This is a genomic window from Bacillus sp. JJ634 (assembly GCF_036962285.1).
In the GTDB taxonomy this organism is placed as follows: Bacteria; Bacillota; Bacilli; order Bacillales; family DSM-1321; genus Peribacillus; species Peribacillus asahii_A.
Window position 1 is genome coordinate 1 of record NZ_JBALMU010000124.1, and the last position, 24,331, is coordinate 24,331.

Consider the following 24,331-nt stretch of genomic DNA (forward strand, 5'->3'; position numbering starts at 1 on the left):
ATAAAAAACTCCCCTATATTTTTACTTTATAATCTTAAACAGTATACTAGTGTACCACTTATGTACAGTTTAAAAAACATAGAAGGTGACATGTTTGTATACGGTTTAATATAATTAAGGTTATGTTAAATAATATGGTGGATAAAAGCTCCATAAACAGGAGAGAAACCTAAAAATCAACACCATCATATTTGTAACTAAACAAAAAACGGAAGTGATTTTTTGAACATTAGAAAAGCTACGGAAGAAGATGTAACCGGCATTGCCCATGTTCATGTTGAAACTTGGCGCTCTACATATGCAGGCATTATTCCCGATGATTATTTAAACTCATTAACGATTGAGAGCCGGACAAAGCATTGGAGAAGAAATTTAAAGACCATCCATTCTGCGATCTTTGTAGCGGAAAATGCCAATGGAGAAATTATCGGCTTTGCTGCTGGTGGAACCGAGCAAACGAGAGACCCTGTTTATCAAGGGGAAATTTACGCGATTTATATTTTGAAGGAGTATCAACGACAAGGCATTGGTAAACAGCTTATCAAGCCCATTCTTGATATCTTAATTACAAAGGAGTATAAAAATGTCGTCATTTGGGCATTAGAAGAGAATGTAAATCGCGCTTTTTATACCTCAATGGGCGGAAAACTTATTGCGTCAAAACCGATTTCTATCTATGGAAAAGAACTAATTCAAGTAGCTTATGCATGGGAAAATATTCATGATTTAATGAGAGAAGTAACGTTGTAAAGGGAGGCTTTCCAACTCCCTTTACACCTATTAAACCTCCTTTGTCACATGCCTAATTCTCCAGCTTTTCTCTTCCTTCACCACATCAATAGATACTAAAACCATTTGACTTTCTTTATTCCCCTGGTAAAATTCGTAAAGAAAACTGCCTGTATTCTCATGAAGGTTATATTTGCGTAATCGTAAATACTGAATTCGATTTTCTTCATTAAAATTCCGGTAAAAAAGAGAGGTCCCATTTTCAAAAGTAATATGTGTAGACTGTACTTCTGCTTCTTCAGTAACCCGCTTTTCTACTTCATTAATATTTTGATCCTGTACAGCCAATAAGAAACGATATATCTCTCCATCTACTAAATAAGCGATATCTTCCTTTTCTTGCATACAGCGAATTTGCTCTTCTAATTCAAATACTTTCGCTTTTAGAGACAATTTTTCTTCAATCATCGCTAATTCTTTATCTTCTTGAGCGGATGGTGAAATAGGAGTTGAACAGGAGACTAAAAGAAAACAAGCATATATGAGAACAATTATATATTTTATCGGCACTTCCTACACTTCCCTCCTTTCAAACTGCTTTTATAGTATTTAGCTATGTATAGAACACTGTTAAATGGTGATGAACCATTTTAGTTAACAGTACCTACTAGTTAAACGAATAAACCTATCAAAAAGTTTCATAAAAATTGAAAAATAACCTACTTTTCTCTTTTTTTAGTCCTTTTATCCTATGGGTTTCAAAAGAAGTTTTTTATCATTTCCCAACAGAAGACTCCCACTTCAAGGAATATGAAGGGCGTAGCCCAATGAGTAAGTGGGGGATGAATGTCGGTTGGCTTTAGCCAAAATGGTTAAACAATACGAACATTCGCACTATTCTATACTTGTAAGTTGGTCTTTGAAAACTGAAGATATGGGTTCTAGCAGGAAAAACGTCTGCTAGGTAAAATCTTCAACGTTCTAATCGCCCCACACTCACCGAAGTAGCGAAAACCAAGCAGAGTAGGGAGTGTGGGGAGTCAACGTACAAGATATTTCTGCTTTCACCGTAGGGACTACGGGTAGAGCCTACTCCATAACTAGTGGATACACTGGTGTTCGTAGGAATCCCCCCACTTCAAGCGTTAGCTAAGTGGGGGGAGTTCAAGATTCCTCACTCCCTATAGAGCCTATAAACTTCTCCTAAGATGATTTATCAAAAAATCAACAGAGATGCCTCTACCTCAAGGAGTGTAAGAACAATAGCCCTTGAATAATTAGTAAAAAATCTATTTTCGGTGGTCATTGCATACACAAACTGTATATAGCCCCTAATATATATTCTAACGAGCTTTATTTTATGATTTATTATTCATCTTAAACCCTTACGCTTCCTTAGTGGTTGGTCGATGCGTCCCCCACAGTGGGCTTTCACCACCTAGATAGTTGCCATGCCTGGCACACACAAAAAAGCACCCTGTAGGATGCCCGCTGCTCTTGTTTTTTAAAATATCCACGAGTTCTCTCATACCCAGTTACTTATAAGTTATGATATCTTTCCGACCTCACCGAACAATCCTTTAACTTTTCACTGAAATAGGGTACAATTTAGCGAGGCACAGTTTAAAATATACACGGTTGTAAACTGTGCCTCGTGCAATTCAACGTCAAAAATAGTTAAAGAAAGTGCTAGAAACGTTGATACCATTGACTTTTTGGAGGAATGTAAATAAATGATTACTGTAAATAATGTTGGTTTACGCTATGGTGACCGTAAACTATTTGAAGATGTTAATATAAAGTTCACACCTGGTAACTGTTATGGATTAATCGGGGCAAATGGGGCTGGTAAATCTACATTTTTAAAAATCCTTTCTGGTGAAATTGAAGCACAATCTGGCGACGTTCACATGGGGCCAGGCGAACGCCTTGCTGTCCTAAAACAAAACCATTTCGAATATGAAGAAGAAGAAGTATTGAAAGTGGTTATTATGGGGCACGAGAGATTGTATCAAGTAATGCAAGAGAAAGATGCAATCTACATGAAAGAGGATTTTACAGATGAAGACGGTATGAGAGCAGCTGAGCTGGAAGGCGAATTTGCTGATATGAATGGTTGGGAAGCTGATTCAGAAGCAGCCATCCTTCTTAAAGGATTAGGAATTGGTGAAGATCTTCATTATAAGAAAATGGCAGAATTAACAGGTGGCGAAAAAGTAAAAGTATTACTTGCCCAAGCGCTATTTGGAAAACCTGACGTTCTTCTTCTTGACGAGCCGACCAACCACCTTGACTTAAAAGCCATTCAATGGCTAGAGGAATTTTTAATTAACTTTGAAAATACCGTGATTGTTGTTTCACATGACCGTTACTTCTTAAACAAAGTATGTACACATATCGCTGACCTTGACTTTGGTAAAATTAAAATTTATGTTGGTAACTATGATTTCTGGTATGAATCTAGTCAACTTGCTCTTAAAATGGCACAAGATGCAAATAAGAAAAAAGAAGAGAAAATTAAAGAATTACAAGCATTCGTTGCTCGCTTTAGTGCGAATGCATCCAAATCAAGTCAAGCAACTTCTCGTAAAAAATTACTCGATAAAATTACGTTAGATGATATTCAACCATCTTCTCGTCGATACCCATATGTTGCTTTCACACCAGATCGTGAAATCGGAAACGATCTACTTCGTGTCGAAGGTATCTCTAAAACGATTGATGGTGTCAAAGTATTAGACAATGTAAGCTTTATTATGAATAAAGATGATAAAATTGCACTTGTTGGTAAAGATGAAATTGCCAAAACAACATTATTTAAAATCCTTGCTGGTGAAATGGAGCCTGATAGCGGTACATTCAAATGGGGTGTAACGACTTCTCAAGCCTACTTCCCGAAAGATAACGCAGAATTCTTCGAAGGATGCGAGTTATCATTAGTAGACTGGTTACGTCAATTCTCACCGAATGATCAAACAGAAAATTTCCTACGCGGTTTCCTAGGCCGCATGCTTTTCTCTGGCGAAGAAGTAATGAAAAAAGCAAGTGTTCTATCCGGTGGGGAAAAAGTACGTTGTATGCTTTCTAAAATGATGTTAAGCGGCTCAAACGTATTAATGTTAGATGAACCAACGAGTCACCTTGACTTAGAATCTATCACAGCCTTGAATAATGGACTGATTGCTTTTAAAGGTTCTTTAATCTTTGCTTCTCACGATCATCAGTTTACAGAAACAATTGCAAACCGTATTATTGAAATTACACCTAAAGGCATTATTGATAAACAAATGACATACGATGAGTACTTAAATAATAAAGACTTGCAAAAGCAAATTGCTGAAATGTATCAATAAATCTTCTCAAAGAACGCGCAGCTAAACATCTTGGCTGTGCGTTTTTTCCGTCTTCTCCTGAATAAAAGATATAAAAAACAGGTATATTGATACAGGAGGCGTAAAGTTCATGGATACACACTTAATTAAACAAGCTTTTGACAATACAGGCTATTATAATCTTTATGAACAATTTCATTATCAAATTGATGTAACAGGACTATTTGATACAGTGGAACAACCACTTATCATTGAGCATTTTTTAGAATGTTACAGTTTTGACCCCGAACAACATTTATTCTTTGATGAATTTGCTTTTCACTTTAGGACCTTTCACTATACTTCGTTAAAGAGAGAATTACAATCTTTTCATAATGCTAGATACCTTTACTAATTAAAACTCTCATGATGCTGCCAAGTTCACATCATTATTTTAACATCATCAAATAAAAAACCAGGACTATCCTGGTCTTTTAAACGTCACCAATAATATGGATATGAATAATATGGATATCCGTAACCATATCCGTATGGAGCTGCAAGTAAAGCACCTGCCGCAAGCCCTCCTAGAAAACCACCGAAAAACGATCCACCGAAACCAAAGCCGAATGGTCTGCGCCCAAAACCAAATCCTAGGCGGCCAAATGGACGTCTTTCATTATGTATATCAAATGAAACCGGAACAGATTGTAATTCTGGATTCATATTCTTTTCCTCCCCTATATAGTAAATATCTTTTTTCCTTAAAATCTATGCAAGCTTTACCTGCTCTGCTTAGGCTAATATTTAGAAATACTAAAAAGGAAGAGCCCTATGCCCTTCCCCATGTTTACCCGACACTTAACGGGCAGTAAACCCCCGCCTCCAGCTTATACGAAAAACAAGAAGGCAGGTGAGGGATATAACTCTGCCCGTAAAGGTCGGATTGGGTTAACTAGCCACCAGCAGAAGATGAAGGCTCCCCACTGATGGAAGTTTCACTTTATTTTAATTATCCGCTGTACTTTCTCGACTAACAGGCATTGTTTCGTTAACACTTTTTTCCGGCAGCATCATTTGTTTACCAGAGAAATTCTCTAACAAATCTTTCACATCAATACCTGAAGAAGCTTTTAAAGATTCTTGTAAGGTAGACATTAAGTTCGTTGCATAAGCTGTAACTTTATTGGCACCGCCATTTTCACTGCTGCCCCCCGTATCCACAACCGTAATTTTATCAATATTTCCTAGTGGACTAGCTACTTGCTTCGCATATTCAGGAAGCATTTTTAAAATCATATCCATCACAGCCGCTTGGCCGAACTGCTCGAATGCTTCAGCAATTTTTTGCTTCGCTTCCGCTTCGGCAACCCCTTTTAAGCGAATGATTTCCGCTTCCGTTTCCCCTTGCGCTTTTTGTGCTTCAGCTCTAGCAAGCCCATCCATACGAACCCGCTCTGCTTCTGCTTTCGCCATCGCTTCAACTTTATATTTATTAGCCTCCGCCTCTGTAATTTGTTTCATTTTATTCGCAGATGCGGCTTGCTCTACAGCATAGCGATCAGCGTCCGCTTTTTTCTTCACTTCAGAATCATATTGCTTCTCTCTTCGCAAAATCTCCTTTTCTTCTAGCTCAATTTGCTTTTGACGTTCAATAATCCGAATTTGCATTTCTTGTTCGGTTACTTCCTGCTTCGCTCGTGCTGTTTCCAAATCATATGCTTGGTCGGCACGAGCTTTGGCGATATCTTGTTCCCGGCGATACTCCGCAATCTTCAGTTTATTTTGTTTCTCAGCTTCCGCAATTTCTGTAGCGCGTTCAAGCTCAGCTTTTTGGGCATCCTTGGCGGCTTCCGCTCGCTTAATTCTCGTTTCTTTTTCCGCTTCGGCCATCGCAATATCTGCATCACGCTTCACTTGAGCAATTCTTGGTTTTCCTAATGATTCTAAATAACCGTTTTTATCTCGAACATCTTTAATCGTGAAAGAAACAATAACAAGCCCCATTTTCGCTAAATCTTGAGAAGCTACACGCTGCACCTCTTGCGAAAATTTCTCACGATTTTTATAAATTTCTTCAACGGTCATCGACCCTAAAATCGAACGAAGATGACCTTCTAATACTTCACGAGCTTCCTGCTCTAAATCTTCTTTCGATTTCCCAAGGAATTGTTCGGCTGCCGTTGCAATTTCTGTAATTGAACCACCAATTTTAATGATAGATACACCATCCGCCATCACAGGTACACCTTGTTCTGTATATACTTCCGGTGTCGAGACTTCGAGCTTACTGGATAATAAGCTTAAAGGTTCCGCTTGTTGAAAAACAGGAAGTACGAAAGCACCTCCACCACGAACAATCTTAATTTTATTGCCGGATTCATCAATATGCACATTTTTATTGCCTAAATAACTCCCGGTTACAATTAAAGCTTCATCTGGACCAGCTGTACGATATTTGGTCACAAAAACGGCTAATAGAGCAATCAATAAAAAAGCAACTACCGCAATAACAATCCAAATCATAGCAAACCTCCTCATTCCCCTTAAATTTGCTTATAAGCGATAACATATAAAACGCCTTCTTTCACTTCAATAACGAGCACCTTCGTGTCAAAAGGAATCGCCTCATTGTTATAACTTGCAGCAGGTTTAGCAATATTCCCACTATTACTCTCAATTAACACTTCACCAAATCCATCAACCGGTACAGCCGTTAAAACACGTCCTACCCTTCCTTGAAGATCATCCTCTGTAAAGGCAAGCGATTCCTCAGCAGTTGAAATCGGTATAAGAATAAATAGATTCAATAAAGTTACCATGATTAGGGAAATAACAAATGATAAGCTAGCTACGAGCCATTCATGAAGTCCTGTACCCCATGTAAAAAGAAAAGCAATAGCAAAAAAGAGTGTGAAAAAACTAAAAACAAGCGTCGGATTAAAAATGTCGGGGAGTTCAAAACCGCTAAACACATCATGAAATAAAATAAAAAGAAATGTAACTGCTCCTGAAATAATAAGTCCATAAAGATAAGCTGTTTGCAACGACACACCAAATATCTCCATAAGCTTCACCCTTATATATATAATCCCTACCCCTTCAACTATCCCCTTTTTTTGGTTAACTCTACTATTCTATACGCATCACTTCCGCCTAAAGTTTCATAATTATGGTAAAATCCATAAATAGATTGACAGTTTTCCTAAATCCTATTAAAATTTTATTTGTTAACTAAAAATACAATTATAGTTTACAATAGGAGGCTATTATGAATAACAGCCATGAAAAGCTGCGAATGATGATGATTATCGCCTTATTTGCTGCATTAATAGGTATCTTTTCTCAACTTATCATTCCCTTACCGCTTGTCCCAATCACAGGTCAAACACTTGCTATTGGGCTTGCTGCCACCATTTTAGGTGCACGTTATGGTACATATTCTGTAGTATTATATTTATTTATCGGTGCAACAGGTGTACCTATATATGCTCAAATGACTGGAGGACTAGGCAAACTTTTCGGGCCAACCGGTGGATTCTTATTTTCCTTTGTCATTTCTGCTTTCATTATCGGATTCATTCTTGAAAAAACACGCTTTAGTATTTCGACGGCTTTTGTTGCAAACATCGTTGGAATGATTATTAACCTAACAATCGGTACTATTTGGTTAAAGTTTTTTGCTTCTTTAACGTGGGAAGCAGCTTTTCTAGGAGGGTTTGCTCCTTTTATCATCGGAGGTATCATTAAGGCCTTTTTAGCTGCATGGATTGGCATTTTAATTCGATCGAGACTTGAAACTGCCAAAATGCTTCCGAAAAAAGCGACTATTTCTTAGGAAATATTTAGTAAAAAAAAAGCTACCACTAAATAATTTAGTGGTAGCTTTTTTACTAACGATAGTTCACTATCGATTACGGCCCTATCCCCATAAGTCCGAGTAGAATATCTTTATATAACCCCTTTGTTATATAAAGACTATTTTACTATATTAACACTTGTTTGACAACGTATGTATGCCGCGCCATTCTTTCTTCATTATTGGTGTTGCTCATATTGTTTTTTCGTGCCGTCCTCAAATGTTACTTCAAGGTCAAATTCTTGATAATCATCTTTTAACTGAAACACCTTCAATACTTCTTGGATAACTTCCGCTTGCGGTGTATCTTGATTAAATGTTAATTGCTCAAACAGTGGCGTTAACTCTTTCATCGCTTCATCTCCATGAAGATTTTTGTCATTTATAGAATCTTCAATAGACGCCTCTGTTTTTCCCTCTAAAGTATCATATTCAACTTCATAATCTTGATTCGTCCCTTTGTAATCTACATCTAATTCAAACTCTTTAAACGAAAAGGCTGATGTCTCATTATTCGTTTGGGTATTATTCTCTGTTGTCTCATTATTCTCAGCTGGTGGATTATTTACTTCATCCTGATCTCCACAACCAGCTAACATGATAACGGCTAAGAATGGTACAAGTTTCAGTTTACTTTTCATATTGTTACCCCTCCTTAAGTTGTATATATTAGCTATTTCCTAATTGTTCACTTCTCAAACAGAGATCCGATTAAAAATGTAGACAAAATAAAAAAACAGATTTATCACAAACCTGTTTCTTACTGAGGAATCACATAAAATAATACAGCAAAAAAATGAGCGACAGAGCCCGCTAATACAAAAATATGCCATACCGCATGATGAAAAGGAAAAGCTCGCCATACATAAAATATTGCCCCAAATGAGTACAATAAGCCCCCTGCAACAAGAAGTTGAATACCTGCCGATGGTAACGTAGCTGTTAAAGGCTCCCAGGCAATGACAATAAGCCATCCCATAGCAATATACAAAATCGTTGAGATAAAAAGAAACTTTTTCACAAAAAAGGCTTTAAACACTACACCAACAACAGCTACTCCCCACACGATACCGAGCAATGTCCAGCCAAGTGCCCCTTTAATAACAAGCAACATAATCGGTGTATACGTTCCTGCAATAAAGATATAGATAGCAGAGTGGTCAAAAATTTCAAACAAATCTTTTACTTTTCCCTCAGGAAAACTATGGACAAGCGTAGAGGAAGCATATAACAGGAGCATTGACACCCCATAAATGGTTGCAGAGGTAACATGCCAAGCCGTCCCTTGCTGTGCAGCGTAAATAATTAAAAATACTAAAGCTGCGATGCTAAGCAACACACCAATCCCATGTGTGATAGCATTCACAAGCTCTTCTTTTCGGGTAAACACATGCGTATTTGCCATAATACAAACCCTCCTTCTTCTCCCTATTATACCCTATGAAGCCAAAAACTCTACATAAAAAAGACCGTACACACAACGTCTTAAACTGTGCAAACGGTCCTTCTCTTCTCCATTTAAATTGCAAAATGATGATCCCCAATCACTTTTACAACATCCAGTGTATTCATCCATTCAACATCTGAAATACTTGGATTCCAAAAGTAAAGAGCATCCGTTAATTCATCATGATTCTCCAAAGCGTCATCCACGGCTTGAACAGCTTCCTTACTTGGCTTTTGGTTGATATGGCCATTCGCCACTGGTTGAAACTGATTCTTTTGATAAATTACCTCATGAACCGTATCTGGAAAATCCTCATGCTCTACACGATTTAACACAACCGTGGCAACGGCAACTTTTCCTTGATATGGTTCACCCTTTGCTTCTGCGTGAACAAGTCTTGCTAATAATTCTTTCTCTTCTTTCTTTAATGGTTTAGAGAACTGATTGCTCTCATTTTTATTTGATTGTATATGAGGTTTTTTTTCTATAGCGGATATTGTATTCGACGGCATTTCGCGTGGAGTGAAAAGACTTAAAACAACAATAATAGCTGTCACAATAAATGACATTATATACGTGTATTTCATTATATCCCTCCTCGTTTAGCTCCTTAATTAGAATAACAAACTTAAAGAGAGAATTCAGGGCTAAAATATTACCAAGGAAAAAAAGGAATTATTATACAAAAAGCTATTTGCAACCGTGTTTTTCTTCAAATTTCTATAGAAGATAAAAAAGAAAAGGAGCTATCATAAAGTAGCTCCTTGCATCGTCTATAATTGTTTTTTCCATATACCTAATAGCAATGCTGTAATGAACGAACCAATCAATATACTGATTAAATACAGTAATGGATGATTCACAAGAGGAATAACAAATACTCCGCCATGCGGAGCAGGCAATGTAATTTCAAATAGCATGGTTAGTGCACCTGCTATAGCCGCTCCAATGGTACAGCTCCCAATAACACGTATTGGATCTGCTGCTCCGTAAGGAATCGCTCCTTCTGTTATAAAGGAAGCACCTAAAAGATAATTGGTCATACCCGATTTTCTTTCTGTTTCCGTGAATTTACTTTTAAAGAGAGTTGTCGCCATCGCAATTCCAAGTGGAGGGACCATCCCTCCCGCCATAATCGCCGCCTGTGGTCCAAAGCTGTGCGCTTCGATTGCGGCCAGCCCAAAAGTAAATGCCGCCTTATTGAGCGGACCCCCTAAATCAATCGCCATCATCGCTCCAAGAATCATACCGAGCATGATTGCATTGGTCCCAGAAAGCCCTTTCAACCAAACAGTTAACGCCTCATTGATTGCTGTTACTGGCTCGTTTACAATAAAAATCATAAATAGACCAGTAATTAAGACCCCAAATACCGGATAGAGCAAAGTAGGTTTAATTCCTTGTAGTGAAAAAGGTAAAAAAACAAAGCATTTCTTCAACAAGAGAACAATGTAGCCTGCTAAAAAACCAGCTACAAGACCACCGAGAAAACCGGCTCCTTCATTAGCTGCAAGTAAGCCTCCAACCATTCCAGGAGCAAACCCGGGTCGATCGGCAATACTGCTAGCAATAAATCCCGCAAGTACGGGAACAAGTAAGAAAAAGGCTCCTGTACTTCCACCAATATCATGTAAAGCCTTTGCAAATGGGTGATAACTTGGATCATCAGGATTCACGCCAAACATAAACGACAAAGCAAGTAACACTCCGCCGCCGACAACAAATGGAAGCATATTACTAACACCATTCATTAAATGCTTATAAATAAAAAATCCTTTCGTCGCAAATTTAATCTCTTCATGACCTTGATAAATCGGAACTTCTTCTAATACCGCACGATTCAGCAGCTCTTCTGGACGTCGTATTCCTTCTGCAACAGGCACAACAATTACTCTTTTTCCACGAAAACGATTCATATCTATGTGTTTATCAGCAGCAATAATAATCGTCGATGCATCTGCTATTTCTGCAGCTGTTAAGGCATTTTTAACACCTGTTGAGCCGTTCGTTTCAACTTTAAAATCAATGCCCAGCTCTTCTGCTTTCTTCTTTAAAGCATCAGCAGCCATATATGTATGAGCAATACCTGTTGGACAAGAGGTTACCGCAAGAATTTTTTTCGCAGATGCCTTCTTTGCTTCGTATTCTTTTGCCCGAAACAAAGTTAAGACCTCTTCCTTCGTTTGTGCATTCATTAATTGTGTCCGAAATTGTTCATCTAATAAAAAAGTCGTTAAGGTAGAAAGTGTGTCGAGATAATCCATCTCTCCCTGTTCATTAACCGCAATTAGAAAAAACAAATGAACAGGCTTTCCATCAAGCGACTGAAAATCAATACCGCATTCGGATTTACCAAAGCAAATCGCCGGCTGTTTCACAGCTTCTGATTTAGCATGCGGAAAAGCCATTCCATCCCCAATTCCTGTCGTCACTTGTTCTTCACGCTCTAAAAGTGCTGCAATAAACTGTTCAACATCTATTACTCGATCTACAGCTCCTAATTGGTTCGCTAACTCATCTATAACAGCTCGTTTCGATGTAGCCTGTAGATCCATAATAATTGTATCTGCTTTAATTAAATCTGTTATATTCATTCCGTTTTACTACATCCTTCCTCGCATCCTCCCTTTTTATCATATCAGAATACGCATAACCAATCTAATATCATAGCAATTAAATTTTTACAGTTTTGTGTATAAAGTGAAACTTCCATCAGTGGAAATCTTAATGCCCTATTAAGTGTGGGGTAAAAAAATTTATTAAGACGAAAAACCCTCTGTCATTTGACAGAGGGTTTTTCCAAATCATTTAATCACCCTTGAAGAAGAAGTTGTTCTGGATCTTCAAGCATATTTTTAACGGCTACAAGGAAGCCAACAGCTTCTTTACCGTCAACAATACGGTGATCATAAGATAATGCAAGATACATCATTGGTCTGTTTTCGATTTTATCTCCAACAGCGATTGGGCGTGTTTTGATTGTATGCATACCAAGGATACCCACTTGAGGTGCATTCAAGATTGGTGTTGATAATAGAGAACCAAATGTTCCGCCATTTGTGATTGTAAATGTACCGCCAGATAGATCAGAAAGACCTAATTTGTTGTTGCGTGCTTTAACAGCTAAGTCAGAGATATCTTTTTCGATTTCAGCAAAGCTTTTACGGTCTGCATCACGAACAACTGGTACAACAAGACCTTCCTCTGTAGATACGGCTACACCGATATCATAGAAGTTCTTTTTCAAGATGTGGTCGCCTTGAATTTCAGCATTCAATAATGGGTACTGTTTCAATGCACCGATTACTGCTTTTGTGAAGAATGACATGAAACCAAGTTTAACATCATGATTTTTCACAAACGCATCTTTATGGCGGTTACGTAATTCCATAACTGCACTTAAGTCTACTTCATTGAAAGTAGTTAACATTGCTGCTTCAGCCTGTACTTGTACTAAGCGTTTCGCAATTGTTTGACGACGACGAGTCATTTTAATAACTTCTACGCGATCGTCATTTACCTCTGGAGCTGCAGCTTTTTTAGCTGGTGCTGGTGCTGCCGCAGGCGCTGCTTGAACTGGTGCATTATTAGCTGCTTCTACGTCTTGAACACGTACGCGTCCTAATGGATCAACAACTTGTACAGCGTTTAAATCAATTCCTTTTTCACGAGCTAATTTTCTAGCTGCTGGAGAAGCGATTACACCTTGTCCTGGTACTGCTTCTTCTTTTGGTGCACCTTGTGCTGGTGCTGATGCTGCTGGTGCTGCCGCAGGCGCTGCCGGCGCTTCAGCAACTGGTGCTGGTGCTGCTTCTTGAGCTGGCGCTGCTGGTGCTGCCGCTGCACCACTTTCATCAACTGTTGCAACTGCTTGACCAACTAGAACTGTATCGCCTTCTTCAGCTAACTGCTCTGTAAGTGTACCAGCGTAATCTGAAATAATTTCAACGTTTACTTTATCCGTTTCAAGTTCAAGGATATAATCTCCTTTTTCTACACGATCACCAGGTTGTTTTAACCATTGTGCAATCGAACCTTCCGTAATGGATTCTGCTAATTCAGGTACTTTTACTTCAGCCATCTTATTTTTCCCCCTCTAGATTGCGCGTAAGTGCTTGAGCGATAATACGATTTTGTTCTTGTTTATGAACAAGTGCATCTCCCTCGGATGGACTAGATCTGCGTTTTCTTCCGATATAAGATACAGTAAGACCGTTCGGTGCTGCTGCGTTAAGTCTAGGCTCAACAAACGTCCATGCGCCCATATTTTTAGGTTCTTCTTGAACCCATACGATTTCTTTAAGTTTAGAATATTTTTTCAGTGCTTCTTGAATGCCTTCGAATGGGAATGGATAAATTTCCTCTAGGCTAATAATTTGTAACCAGTCTGTATCTTCTTGAGTAGCTGCTTTATCACGTAGCTCAACAGCTAATTTACCAGTAGCAAATACGATACGCTCTACTGATTTTGGATTTTGACCTAATGTTTTTGTTTCAATGAATGTTTGGAATTCATCATAGCTAAATTCTGCTGGTGCAGAAGCCATCACTTGGTTACGTAACATACTCTTAGGAGACATAATAACAAGTGGACGTACTTCTTCTTTTTCCAAAATCTTAGCTTGTCTTCTAAGAATATGGAAGTATTGCGCTGCAGAGCTTAAGTTTGCTACTGTCCAGTTATTTTCAGCAGCTAATTGTAAGAAACGTTCTAAACGAGCGCTTGAATGCTCTGGACCTTGTCCTTCGTACCCGTGTGGTAATAGCATAACAAGACCTGATTTTTGACCCCATTTCGCACGACCTGCCGCGATAAATTGATCAAAAATAACTTGAGCAGTATTCGCGAAATCACCGAATTGACCTTCCCATAATACTAGTGTTTCCGGTGCAAATACATTGTAACCATATTCAAAAGCAAGAACTGCTGTTTCAGTAAGCGGACTGTTATGAACCGCAAATGATGCATTAGCAGACTCGATTGTATGAAGTGGTGAATATGTTTGACCAGTAACGCTATCATGAAGAACAATATTACGTTGTGCGAACGTACCACGCTCTGAATCTTGTCCAGTTAAACGAATTGGCGTACCGTCTTTTAAGATAGATGCAAAAGCTAATGTTTCAGCATGTGCCCAGTCGATTTTTCCATTTTCACCAAATGAGTCTAGACGACGTTGTAGAATTTTTCCTAATTTTTTATTAGGTGTAAATCCTTCTGGCCATGCAACAAGCTGCTCATTAATTTCTACAAGCTCTTCTGTTGAAACAGCAGTTGAAATTTTAGGTAGACCATTAGCAATTGTTGCTGGTGGATCTAATTCAAATTCTTCTTCTGGTTTGTTTCCAGATACTTTGTTGTATGCTTCTAAAAGCTTAGCATCTGCTTGTTCTGCTAATGCTTTTGCTTCTTGTTCTGTGATTTCTCCCGCTTCAATCAGTTGTTTTGCATAAAGTTCTTTTTGTGTTGGATGTTTATGAACTAATGCATATGTTTGCGGTTGAGTTACTAATGGCTCATCCATTTCGTTATGACCGAAACGACGGTAACCAATTAGGTCGATTAAGAAATCTTTTTTGTATTTTTCACGATATAGGACAGCAAGATGCACGGCAGCTAAGCAAGCTTCTGGATCGTCTGCATTTACATGTACAACCGGCACTTCAAATCCTTTAGCCATATCGCTTGCATATCTTGTAGAGCGTGAATCTTCACTTTCCGTTGTAAAACCAATTCGGTTGTTGGCGATAATATGAATCGTTCCACCAACTTGATATCCTTTTAGTCCGCTTAAGTTTAATGTTTCCGGTACGATACCTTCCCCTGGGAATGCCGCATCCCCATGAATTAACACAGCAAGAGACTTCGAAACATCTTGTTGTGGGTACCCTTTTTGCGTACGGTCTTCTTGAGCTGCACGAGAGTATCCTTCTACAACTGGTCCAACAACTTCCAAGTGACTTGGGTTGTTTGCAAGTGTAAGTCTTACTTTTTTCGTACTTTCTTTTGTAACTTGACGATCTAAACCTAAATGGTATTTCACGTCTCCTGTCCAACCAAATGTTACACCGATTGATCCTTCTGAAGGAACTAAATCTTTATTAGGTGAATGTTGGAACTCAGAGAAAATCATTTCATAAGGTTTATCTAGTACATGAGCAAGTACATTTAAACGACCACGGTGAGCCATCGCAATATTTACATTCGATGTACCATGTTGTACTGTTTCAGAAATCATTTCATCTAACATTGGAACTAATGGGTCTACCCCTTCGATAGAGAAACGTTTTTGACCAACAAATGTACGGTGAAGGAATTTCTCAAAACCTTCTACTTCACTCAAACGTTTAAGTAATGATGCTTTTTTCTCTTTTGTCAAAGTTGGGAACATTTGACGTGATTCAACCATTTCGTTCAACCATTCATGTTCTTCTACATCGCTGACATGGTGGAATTCAAAAGCGATTGTTTGTGTATACAGTTGTTTCAAATATTCAACGGCTTCATATCCATCTTTCACGCTTGCAGGCGCTTGTGGACAGATTAAATCAGCCGGAATTTTTCTTAAGTCGGCTTCTGTTAAACCAAATTTTTCAAATTCAATTTGCTCTGTATTCAGAGGCGTATCTTTTAGCGGGTAAATATTCGCTGCAAGGTGTCCATATGTACGAATATTCTCCGCTAATTTGACAGCTGACATAATTTTCTTCATTGGAAGAACTTCTCCAGCTGATTGTACTGTTGAATTTGCAAGTGCAGCTCCTACTGTAGCGTCAAGTGAAGGAGGACCTGCGATTTCGAAAAAGTTTTTCAGTTCAGGATCAACTTCTTCCGGGTTTGTTTGGAATAGATCATATTGTCCTATCACATACCCAAGGTTTGGACCTGAAAAAGCTTTCCATGAGTCGTATGCCTTAGCATCCTTGATGGTCATCTCGTAAACCCCCAAATTTCTCTCATAATTTTTTACTATCGTTTTATCCATCCCCAAATTTCTATTTCGTATGACAGTATAAATAAGTTAAGATTTAAAAGTAATTGTCATAAAACTGTAAAAATTATTAAGGATAAAACGTTTTCAGATGTTATATTAACATGTTTTTGTCGAAATATCCAAAGGTTAAAACGAACAAAAATAACTCTCAAAACCTATAAATCTGCTTAATTCGTCATATTTCGCCTTTAACAAACTTTTTTTCTTATTTACGTTATTTTTTCACTTAAAAAGATTTTTCTTTTTTTATATTTAACTGTTAAAATAGCTGTTTTTTCTAATCATTTTACTAGAATTCGAAAGCTGATAAACTAACATTCCCAAATTGAAAACTTCGATGTAACAATGTAGGATTTCTTTGTTTATCTCCGGTTCCCATTGCAATGATTAGCGGAATCAATTCACTAATGTTCGGCACTGCATCAAAAGCAAAAGGAGCCTCTTCTTGAAACTGAAACAGCGCTTTTAAATTCCAATTCATAACGTGCTTCTCTATCCATTCAACAAATCGAATAGCCCAGCCTTCGACAACATTCATCTCGTACTGAATATGATCCAAATTATATACAATTCCGCCACTTGCAATAATTAATACATTTTCTTCTTTTAATGCAGCAAGAGACTTACCAATTTCGTATTGTTTTGCTAAAGATAAGGTTGGATTAATCGATAGCGAAACAACCGGTATATCAGCCTCTGGATACATAATATGTAGCGGCACCCAACTTCCATAATCTAGCGGTCTATTCTCATCAAATTCTCCAAATATATCTACACGAGATAATAGAGTCAGAACTTGATCAGAGAGCTCGATATTACCAGCTGCCGGATAGGTGATTTGCGTCACCTTATCCGGGTGGCCAATAAAATCACAGCTAATATCATGTTTTTTGACAGCAGAAACAGCCTGATCGCATCTATTCCAATGACTAGAAATGATAACAATCGCATCTGGCCTTTCATGTTGAGCAACATATTCTTTTAAAAATTCCGTATATCGATTGTCCTCGATTGTTAGCCATGGTGTCCCATGGGATAAAAATAGTGAAGGTCTCATACTAACAAACTGTTCCTTTCTAAAAGGTCATTCAATTATTGCTGTTAATTAAAGCGTTTCCATTTAATTAAACTGTATTTGGGGCGTCATTTCATCAATTATATCAAATATATACCCCTCTTCCTTTAATCCTTCAATAATTGTTGGAAGAGCTTTTACAGTATTTTTCATACTATTGATGTCATGTAGTAAAATAATAGCCTGCTTATGATGCTTCGCATTACTCAGTACATTTTGGGTAATGGTTTGCTGACTCGTTAACGGACTTATTCCATCTTTTGAATCCACATTCCAATCTACATACACATACCCAGTATCTTTTAACTCCTGCAATATCCCTTTTATAACAGGTCTCGTAGCTGCTCGATACATGAGTTGATTACCGGATCCCCCTGGAAGGCGGACCAAATGGGTTTTAACTCCATATTTGGCGCTTAGTAATAATTCTAATCTTTTTAAGTCTTGAAAGAAATCTTTTTTTGAACGATAAATGACATTATAATCATGAGAATAAGAATGCAGCGCAATCTAATGACCTCTTGCAACGATTTCTTGATAACATTTCTCCGCATAGGCTTCTTTATTTCCCATCACAAAAAAAGTAGCTTTTATTTGATATCGATCTAAAATATCCAGTATCTTCATTGTATTTGTCGAAGGTCCATCATCGAACGTCAAATAAGCCTTCTTCAATGACCGATCGGACTTTATGAGTGGATCTAACTCCCCCGGAATTGTCTGCCCTAATCCAGACCTTATAGTAAAAACCATACATACAACTAGACAACTAATCAAAATTAACAACGTACGAATAGATGTTTTTATCATAAGAAACAGTCCTTTCTTTTGAACAAGGCTCTCTTATAAGGATGTTGTTAATTTTCGAATCATTTCACCTGGCAACTTTACTGAAAGGTAAAATAAAACAAAAGTCATGTTATTAACAACATTGTTTAACAAAGCCTTAAACCAAACGACGCAACCTTCTTACATAAAATACACCATTCATTATTTTTCATACATAATAAGACAGCGGTTTTTTATGCCGCTGCCTAATAGAAATTATTTCTCTACATTGAAATAGCGTGCTTCTGGATGGGCAAAAACAATAGCTGATACAGAAGCCTCTGGCTCCATCATACAACCTTCCGTTAACTGAACACCAATATCTTCTGGTTTTAATAGTCGGAATAATTTTTCTTGGTCTTCTAAATTAGGACATGCAGGATAACCGAATGAGAAACGCTGTCCAATATACTTAGCAGCAAACCTCTCTCTCATTGTCATATCGATTGAATCACTAATGCCCCATGAATCCCTCATCACCTGATGCACTCTTTCTGCAAAGCCTTCTGCTGTTTCAAGAGCAAGTGCTTGAATCGCGTGACTTTTTAAGAAATCGCCTTCTGCCTTCCATTTTTCCGCCCATTTTCTAATGCCACGACCTGCTGTCGCGACAAAGAAACCAACATAATCCATTTCTCCTGAAGATACAGGCTTCAAAAAGTCAGCTAAACATAAGTTAGGGCTGCTTGCTTGTCTTGGAAAGTCGAACTCTTCCAACACTTCTTCATGATTATCCGGATTATAAACTAATACTTTATCTCCATCGCTTTGGGCAGGGAAGAATTGGAACACACTATTTAATCCATATTCTTCATCTTTTTTAATGAATTCAATTAACTCATCAACTAAATCATTCAGCCCAATCGCCTTTTCATTTCCTTGTTTAATCATTTCAGCTACTTTACCTTTTAACCCAAGATGATGTCCAATTAACATTTGGCGGTTAATATATGGTTGAACAACATCGTACGCATAATCTTTGAGAACGTGTCGTTTAAGATCTTGCGGTACTTTAACCGGTGCAGCAGAAATGGCTGGTGCAGCAGCTTTTTTCCGTTCCGGCTTTTCCATCGTCGCTGCAATCGCTGCATTAGCAATCGCCTTATTTCGTCTCTCATTGTTTTCTTCTAAAAATACTTCTTTTTGCGCTGGGTCATGCAACACATTGGCAACAGCTAGTCCATCCATTGCATCTTTTGAATATAGAACTGGTCCATCATACTCTGGAGAGATTTTAAAATCAGTAAACTTACGTGATAAAGCTGCTCCACCTACTAAAATCGGTGTATCAATACCCGCTTGTTTTAAATCTTGCGCCGTTAATACCATTTGTTGGGCTGATTTTACTAACAAGCCCGATAAACCAATAATCGTTGGCTCATGCTTACGGACTTCTTCAATAATTTGCTGGGAGGTTACTTTAATTCCTAAATCGATCACTTCAAATCCGTTATTCGATAGGATAATGTCTACTAAGTTTTTCCCAATGTCATGTACGTCCCCTTTAACAGTGGCTATTAACATTTTCCCTTTTTTCGCGCTGTCTTCTGAATTCTCCATTAATGGCTCAAGATGAGAAACTGCTGCCTTCATCGCTTCAGCACTTTGAAGCACTTCAGCTACAATTAACTGATTATCGTTAAATAGACGACCTACCTCAGCCATTCCTTTCATCAGTTGACCATTAATAATATCCAATGGTGCATCTCCACGAGCAAGCGTCTTGTCTAAATCCTCGATTAGTCCTTCTTTTGTTCCTTCAATAATATAATTCGCCAAACGCTCATCTAACGGAAGCTTGGCCATATTGTCCTTTTTCACAACTTTTTTATCTCGATAAAACGCAGTAAAGGTTGCTAATGTTTCTTGCGAAGTCTCGAATAGAAGCGCTTCTGCTAACTTCACTTCCTCTTCTGGAATCAAAGCAAAACGCTCTAATTTCTCTGTATTGACAATCGCATAATCAAGACCTGCTTTTGTACAATGGTACATAAATACTGCGTTTAAAATTTCACGGCCACGCGGTGGTAAACCGAACGAAACATTCGATACTCCTAAGATCGTTAAGCAATCTGGAAACGTTTCTTTAATCGCTTGAATACCTTTTACCGTTTCTAGCGCTGATCCAATATACTGTTCATCCCCTGTCCCAACTGGAAAAACAAGTGGATCAAAAATTAAATCACGTGGATTTAACCCATATTTATTCACGAGCAAGTCTACAGAACGCTTAGCGATTTCCAGCTTACGTTCTGCATCAACAGCCATACCTTCTTCATCAATTGTTCCAACAACAACAGCCGCTCCATATTTATGAATAAGAGGAACAATTTTCTCGAATCGCTCTTCTCCATCTTCTAAGTTAATCGAATTGATAATGGCTTTACCTTGAGAGTACTTTAACGCTTGCTCTAAAACAAGTTCATCTGTTGTATCAATTACGAGCGGTACTTTTACTTTTTTAACCACTTCTTCAACAAATGCTTTCATATTACCTAATTCATCATCATCCGGGTCTGCTAAACAAACATCAATAACGTGAGCTCCAGTTTTCACTTGAGCACGGGCGATTTCAGCCGCTTGTTCAAACTTCTTATCGCGTATTAATTCTTTAAATTTGCGTGAGCCAATGACATTCGTACGTTCTCCGACAAATAACGGACGCATTGAATCATCGTAAATCAACGGTTCAATCCCAGAAACAGCATGATTATGCGGCTGCTCTGGAAGTTGTCTCGGCTGAACGTCTTGAAGCACTCTCGATAACTCTTCGATATGCGCTGGTGTCGTCCCACAACAACCACCGATAATATTGACCCAGCCTTTTTCTGCGAATTGCTTCATTTTCTCAGCAAGAGAAGTTGGAGATTCATGATAATGTCCTTCTTCATCTGGAAGCCCTGCATTCGGATAACAGCTAACCGCATTATTTGATAAATCAGCTAATGTCCGAATATGATCAATCATAAATTCCGGACCTGTCGCACAATTTAAACCGACCGAAATTGGCTTCATATGCTCGCAAGAAAGATAGAACGCTTCAATGGATTGACCAGCTAATGTCGTTCCCATTGGCTCAATCGTTCCCGAAATCATAATCGGGAGTTCCTTACCACTCTTCTCAAAGGCTCCTTTAATGCCTAAAAAAGCAGCTTTTACATTTAGCATATCTTGACATGTTTCAACGAGAAGTAAATCGACGCCTCCATCAATTAAACCAAGGGCTTGCTCTTCATAACACTCTCTTAATGTATCAAAAGTCGTTCCACCTGTAACTGATAGTGTTTTCGTTGTTGGCCCCATTGAACCGGCCACATATCTTGGCCAAGCTTCTGTTGAATATGCTTCACACGCTTTTACAGCGATTTCTGCTGATTCTTTATTTAACTGGTAAGCAAGTGTACCTAGATTGTATTCATCTAAAACAATACTCGTACCCCCGAATGTATTCGTTTCAACAATATCGGCACCTGCAGCAAAATACGCTTCATGGATTTTTTGAATAACATCTGGACGAGTCAGCGTTAAATATTCATTACAGCCTTCATATTGTTCTCCACCAAAATCTTCAGCTGTTAAATTTTCGGCTTGTAGCATCGTACCCATTGCGCCATCCAGTAATAGAATTTTTGATTGTAATTGTTCGTTAATTGACTTTTTACTCATATGCTGCCACCTCAGATGTTTTTGTTTGATCAAGCGTTCTAATATAGCGCGTTAACTCCGCCGTCATTTCATAACGAAGGAATGGAGTAATTAAATAAATACCTTTAAATTTATCCATTGCCGCATCCACAAGTTCTCGTGCGATTGCCACACCTTCTTTTTGCGCCTGAATTGGGTCATTACCTGCTGCTGCCATTGCCCGGCGAACATGATCTGGCAACTTAATTCCTGGTACTTCATTATGAATAAATTCGGCATTACGAGTACTAGTTAACGGCATGATGCCGACAAAAATAGGTGTCTCTAAATGCTTCGTTGCTTCGTATACTTCTTCAATCTGTGAAGTGGAATAAATCGGCTGTGTTAAAAATGAATGAGCGCCGCATTCAATTTTCTTTTCCATTCGTTGAACCGCTCTATCTAAATATTTCACATTTGGATTAAAAGCCGCAGCAATTTTAAAATTCGTCTTTTGGCCAAGACTTTGTCCAGAATACGAAAGTCCTTCATTAAATTGCTTAACCAAACTAATTAAATCAAAAGAAGATAAATCATACACAGATGTTGCACCTGGGAAATCACCAATTTTCGAAGGATCTCCTGTAATAACTAATACTTCATTTAATCCTAGAGTTTGTAGGCCCATTAAATGCGATTGTAATCCAATTAAGTTTCGATCACGACATGTAATATGCACAAGCGGATTTAAATCAAGCTGTGATTTAATTAACATACCCAGCGCTGCATTAGAAATCCTAGGGGAAGCGAGCGAATTATCCGCTAACGTAATCGTATCAACTCCAGCTTCTTTCAAAGCTTTAGACCCTTTCATAAACTCTTCGATTCCCAGTTTCTTAGGTGGATCTAGTTCTACTAAAATCGTTCTTTCTGTTTTCGCTTTTTCATATAAAGCGGGGGTGCGATCCTGTTCCCGAACTTCAATTGTTTCCACTTTCGTTGCTTGCATTTTTTTCTCAACGATTGGAGCTAAATCACAAACAGCTGCTTTCATTGCTGTAATATGCTGCGGTGTCGTACCGCAGCATCCTCCAATAATGGATGCTCCTTGGTCACGTAATTGAAGCGCACTTGAGCCAAAGTATTCCGGCGCCGCATCATACACTAATCGGCCGTCCACATAATCTGGTAAACTTGCATTAGGATACGCTGCAAGCGCAGCATTGCTTGGAAGTTGAACAGATTCTAAAGCGCGAATCATATGGTGCGGACCTAAGCGACAATTAAGCCCAACTACATCTGAACCTAATTGTTCTAAGCGCTTAAATGCTTCATTTAACTGAACACCGTTTTGTAAATTCCCAAGTTCATGCAACGTCACATTTGTAATAATTGGAATACCCGTTTCCTGTCTTGCAATTTGCAACACTGTTTCCAATTCTTCTAAATCATAATATGTTTCGAATAATAATCCATCTGGACTTTCAAGCAGTAAACTATATAGCTGTTCACGGAAACTACGTTTAATTTCTTCTAAACTTAAATCAGATTTTCGAATACTTCTAGAAGCACCAATCGTTCCAAATACAAACGCATTCCCTTGTGCAACCTTTTTAGCAATCGCAATTCCTTGACGATTGATTTGACTCACCTGATCTTCTAATCCATAGCGCTTTAATTTATGAAAATTCGCCCCATACGTATTCGATTGTAAAATATCAGCACCCGCATCCAAATAAGTACGATGAATCGCTTCAATTTGATTAGGCTCTGTACAGTTTAATTCTTCATAACAATGGTCGATGCCACGGGAATACAATAGTGTCCCCATTGCTCCTTCCCCAATTAAAATTCTTTGCTTTAGCTCTTTACGAAACTCCATATGTGCACCCTTTCCCAAAAACAATTCAGTTTCCGCTTTATTTCGATGGTGTAAGAAAAAGAAAAAACCTTCTATCTAATAAAAGAAGAAGGTTTTCATAAGAAACATTCTCCTCATCTATCAAGCGCCCGCTTGCTGGATTTAGCACCTTAGCTTACACAGCTGGTTGCTGAGGATTCATCGGGCCAGTCCCTCCATCCACCTCTCTCGATAAGATTGATTTATATAAATTTTTCTAAACATTTCAAATTAAATTACAATATAATTATTCTTAATTTACATGAAATAATGATGAAATTCAATACCTTCTGGTCAATTTTTGAATTTCTCAAACAAAATAACTAAGAATGAGAGACAAATCATGAATAATATTCGTTTTTTACCTTATTTTGTCATTCTTCTAATTATTTATTTAACATTCTAGGAATTGTGTATGAAATGGCAAGGCAGCCTAGACAAAATGTCTAGCAAAACATTGCGTTTTAATAGTCTTCTTTGGCCTGTCTACTTTTCCAGCATTCGCTGGTTTTGAAACAAAGATCATTTTGTAAGCTCGAGGGGGTACACACTGGGGGGTAAAT

General features: G+C 38.1%; 19 protein-coding genes and 1 riboswitch. Of the genes, 4 read left to right on the top strand and 15 right to left on the bottom strand.

Translation table 11 applies throughout. The features are described from left to right. Positions 1 to 222: 222 nt before the first annotated feature. Positions 223 to 750, top strand: coding sequence for a GNAT family N-acetyltransferase (locus V7068_RS17485; protein WP_127760880.1), 528 nt, complete (start codon positions 223 to 225; stop codon positions 748 to 750). Positions 751 to 780: 30 nt separating this feature from the next. On the opposite strand, the gene V7068_RS17490 is transcribed toward V7068_RS17485, so the two are convergent. After that, positions 781 to 1,299, bottom strand: coding sequence for a hypothetical protein (locus V7068_RS17490; protein ID WP_499713841.1), 519 nt, complete (start codon positions 1,297 to 1,299; stop codon positions 781 to 783). A gap of 1,163 nt (positions 1,300 to 2,462) precedes the next feature. Between V7068_RS17490 and V7068_RS17495 the strand changes: the two genes are divergently transcribed. Together V7068_RS17495 and V7068_RS17500 are read left to right on the top strand one after the other, a co-directional pair. Continuing rightward, positions 2,463 to 4,082 carry an ABC-F family ATP-binding cassette domain-containing protein gene (locus V7068_RS17495; protein WP_127760882.1) on the top strand — a complete coding sequence of 540 codons (1,620 nt, stop codon included), beginning with the start codon at positions 2,463 to 2,465 and terminating at the stop codon, positions 4,080 to 4,082. A gap of 109 nt (positions 4,083 to 4,191) precedes the next feature. Continuing rightward, positions 4,192 to 4,455 (top strand): hypothetical protein, encoded by a 264-nt coding sequence (locus tag V7068_RS17500; RefSeq protein ID WP_499713842.1) that lies wholly within the window; start codon positions 4,192 to 4,194, stop codon positions 4,453 to 4,455. 86 nt (positions 4,456 to 4,541) lie between these two features. Here the strand turns inward: V7068_RS17500 and ymaG are convergent, their stop codons facing one another. The 3 genes from ymaG to V7068_RS17515 form a co-directional block, all read right to left on the bottom strand. Then, positions 4,542 to 4,766: an inner spore coat protein YmaG gene (ymaG, locus tag V7068_RS17505; RefSeq protein ID WP_499713843.1), complete on the bottom strand. Its 225-nt coding sequence runs from the start codon at positions 4,764 to 4,766 to the stop codon at positions 4,542 to 4,544. A 282-nt stretch (positions 4,767 to 5,048) separates the two neighbouring features. Beyond that, the gene (gene floT, locus V7068_RS17510) at positions 5,049 to 6,566 is read right to left on the bottom strand and encodes a flotillin lipid rafts scaffold protein FloT (protein WP_499713844.1); all 1,518 of its coding nucleotides are present in this window, start codon (positions 6,564 to 6,566) and stop codon (positions 5,049 to 5,051) included. A gap of 20 nt (positions 6,567 to 6,586) precedes the next feature. Further along, entirely contained in the window at positions 6,587 to 7,108 is a 522-nt protein-coding gene (locus V7068_RS17515) for an NfeD family protein (protein ID WP_499713845.1), read from the bottom strand. A 203-nt stretch (positions 7,109 to 7,311) separates the two neighbouring features. Between V7068_RS17515 and V7068_RS17520 the strand changes: the two genes are divergently transcribed. Then, a complete protein-coding gene (locus tag V7068_RS17520; protein WP_252289997.1) occupies positions 7,312 to 7,878 on the top strand; it encodes a biotin transporter BioY in 567 nt (188 codons plus the stop codon). 200 nt (positions 7,879 to 8,078) lie between these two features. On the opposite strand, the gene V7068_RS17525 is transcribed toward V7068_RS17520, so the two are convergent. The 11 genes from V7068_RS17525 to V7068_RS17575 form a co-directional block, all read right to left on the bottom strand. Next, positions 8,079 to 8,540: a YusW family protein gene (locus V7068_RS17525; RefSeq protein WP_499713846.1), complete on the bottom strand. Its 462-nt coding sequence runs from the start codon at positions 8,538 to 8,540 to the stop codon at positions 8,079 to 8,081. A gap of 119 nt (positions 8,541 to 8,659) precedes the next feature. Continuing rightward, positions 8,660 to 9,304, bottom strand: a complete 645-nt coding sequence (trhA, locus tag V7068_RS17530; RefSeq protein ID WP_127760903.1) for a PAQR family membrane homeostasis protein TrhA — start codon at positions 9,302 to 9,304, stop codon at positions 8,660 to 8,662. Between the two features lie 113 nt (positions 9,305 to 9,417). Further along, positions 9,418 to 9,933: a cell wall hydrolase gene (locus tag V7068_RS17535; RefSeq protein ID WP_499713847.1), complete on the bottom strand. Its 516-nt coding sequence runs from the start codon at positions 9,931 to 9,933 to the stop codon at positions 9,418 to 9,420. Between the two features lie 186 nt (positions 9,934 to 10,119). Further along, on the bottom strand, positions 10,120 to 11,940 hold the full coding sequence (locus tag V7068_RS17540) for a PTS fructose transporter subunit IIABC (RefSeq protein ID WP_499713848.1): 1,821 nt from the start codon (positions 11,938 to 11,940) through the stop codon (positions 10,120 to 10,122). Positions 11,941 to 12,158: 218 nt separating this feature from the next. Next, positions 12,159 to 13,427, bottom strand: coding sequence for a 2-oxoglutarate dehydrogenase complex dihydrolipoyllysine-residue succinyltransferase (odhB, locus tag V7068_RS17545; protein ID WP_499713849.1), 1,269 nt, complete (start codon positions 13,425 to 13,427; stop codon positions 12,159 to 12,161). 1 nt (position 13,428) lies between these two features. Continuing rightward, entirely contained in the window at positions 13,429 to 16,281 is a 2,853-nt protein-coding gene (locus V7068_RS17550) for a 2-oxoglutarate dehydrogenase E1 component (RefSeq protein ID WP_499713850.1), read from the bottom strand. A gap of 349 nt (positions 16,282 to 16,630) precedes the next feature. Continuing rightward, on the bottom strand, positions 16,631 to 17,398 hold the full coding sequence (locus tag V7068_RS17555; protein WP_252286336.1) for a dioxygenase family protein: 768 nt from the start codon (positions 17,396 to 17,398) through the stop codon (positions 16,631 to 16,633). A gap of 63 nt (positions 17,399 to 17,461) precedes the next feature. Beyond that, positions 17,462 to 17,806, bottom strand: coding sequence for a polysaccharide deacetylase family protein (locus V7068_RS17560; protein ID WP_499713851.1), 345 nt, complete (start codon positions 17,804 to 17,806; stop codon positions 17,462 to 17,464). Positions 17,807 to 17,926: 120 nt separating this feature from the next. After that, complete coding sequence (locus V7068_RS17565; protein WP_499713852.1) at positions 17,927 to 18,226, bottom strand: polysaccharide deacetylase family protein; 300 nt, start codon at positions 18,224 to 18,226, stop codon at positions 17,927 to 17,929. 234 nt (positions 18,227 to 18,460) lie between these two features. Next, complete coding sequence (gene metH / locus V7068_RS17570) at positions 18,461 to 21,910, bottom strand: methionine synthase (protein ID WP_499713853.1); 3,450 nt, start codon at positions 21,908 to 21,910, stop codon at positions 18,461 to 18,463. Continuing rightward, on the bottom strand, positions 21,903 to 23,750 hold the full coding sequence (locus V7068_RS17575) for a bifunctional homocysteine S-methyltransferase/methylenetetrahydrofolate reductase (RefSeq protein WP_499713854.1): 1,848 nt from the start codon (positions 23,748 to 23,750) through the stop codon (positions 21,903 to 21,905). The genes metH and V7068_RS17575 overlap by 8 nt, the downstream gene beginning before the upstream one ends. A 110-nt stretch (positions 23,751 to 23,860) precedes the next feature. Further along, positions 23,861 to 23,967, bottom strand: a riboswitch (SAM riboswitch). Positions 23,968 to 24,331 lie beyond the last annotated feature (364 nt).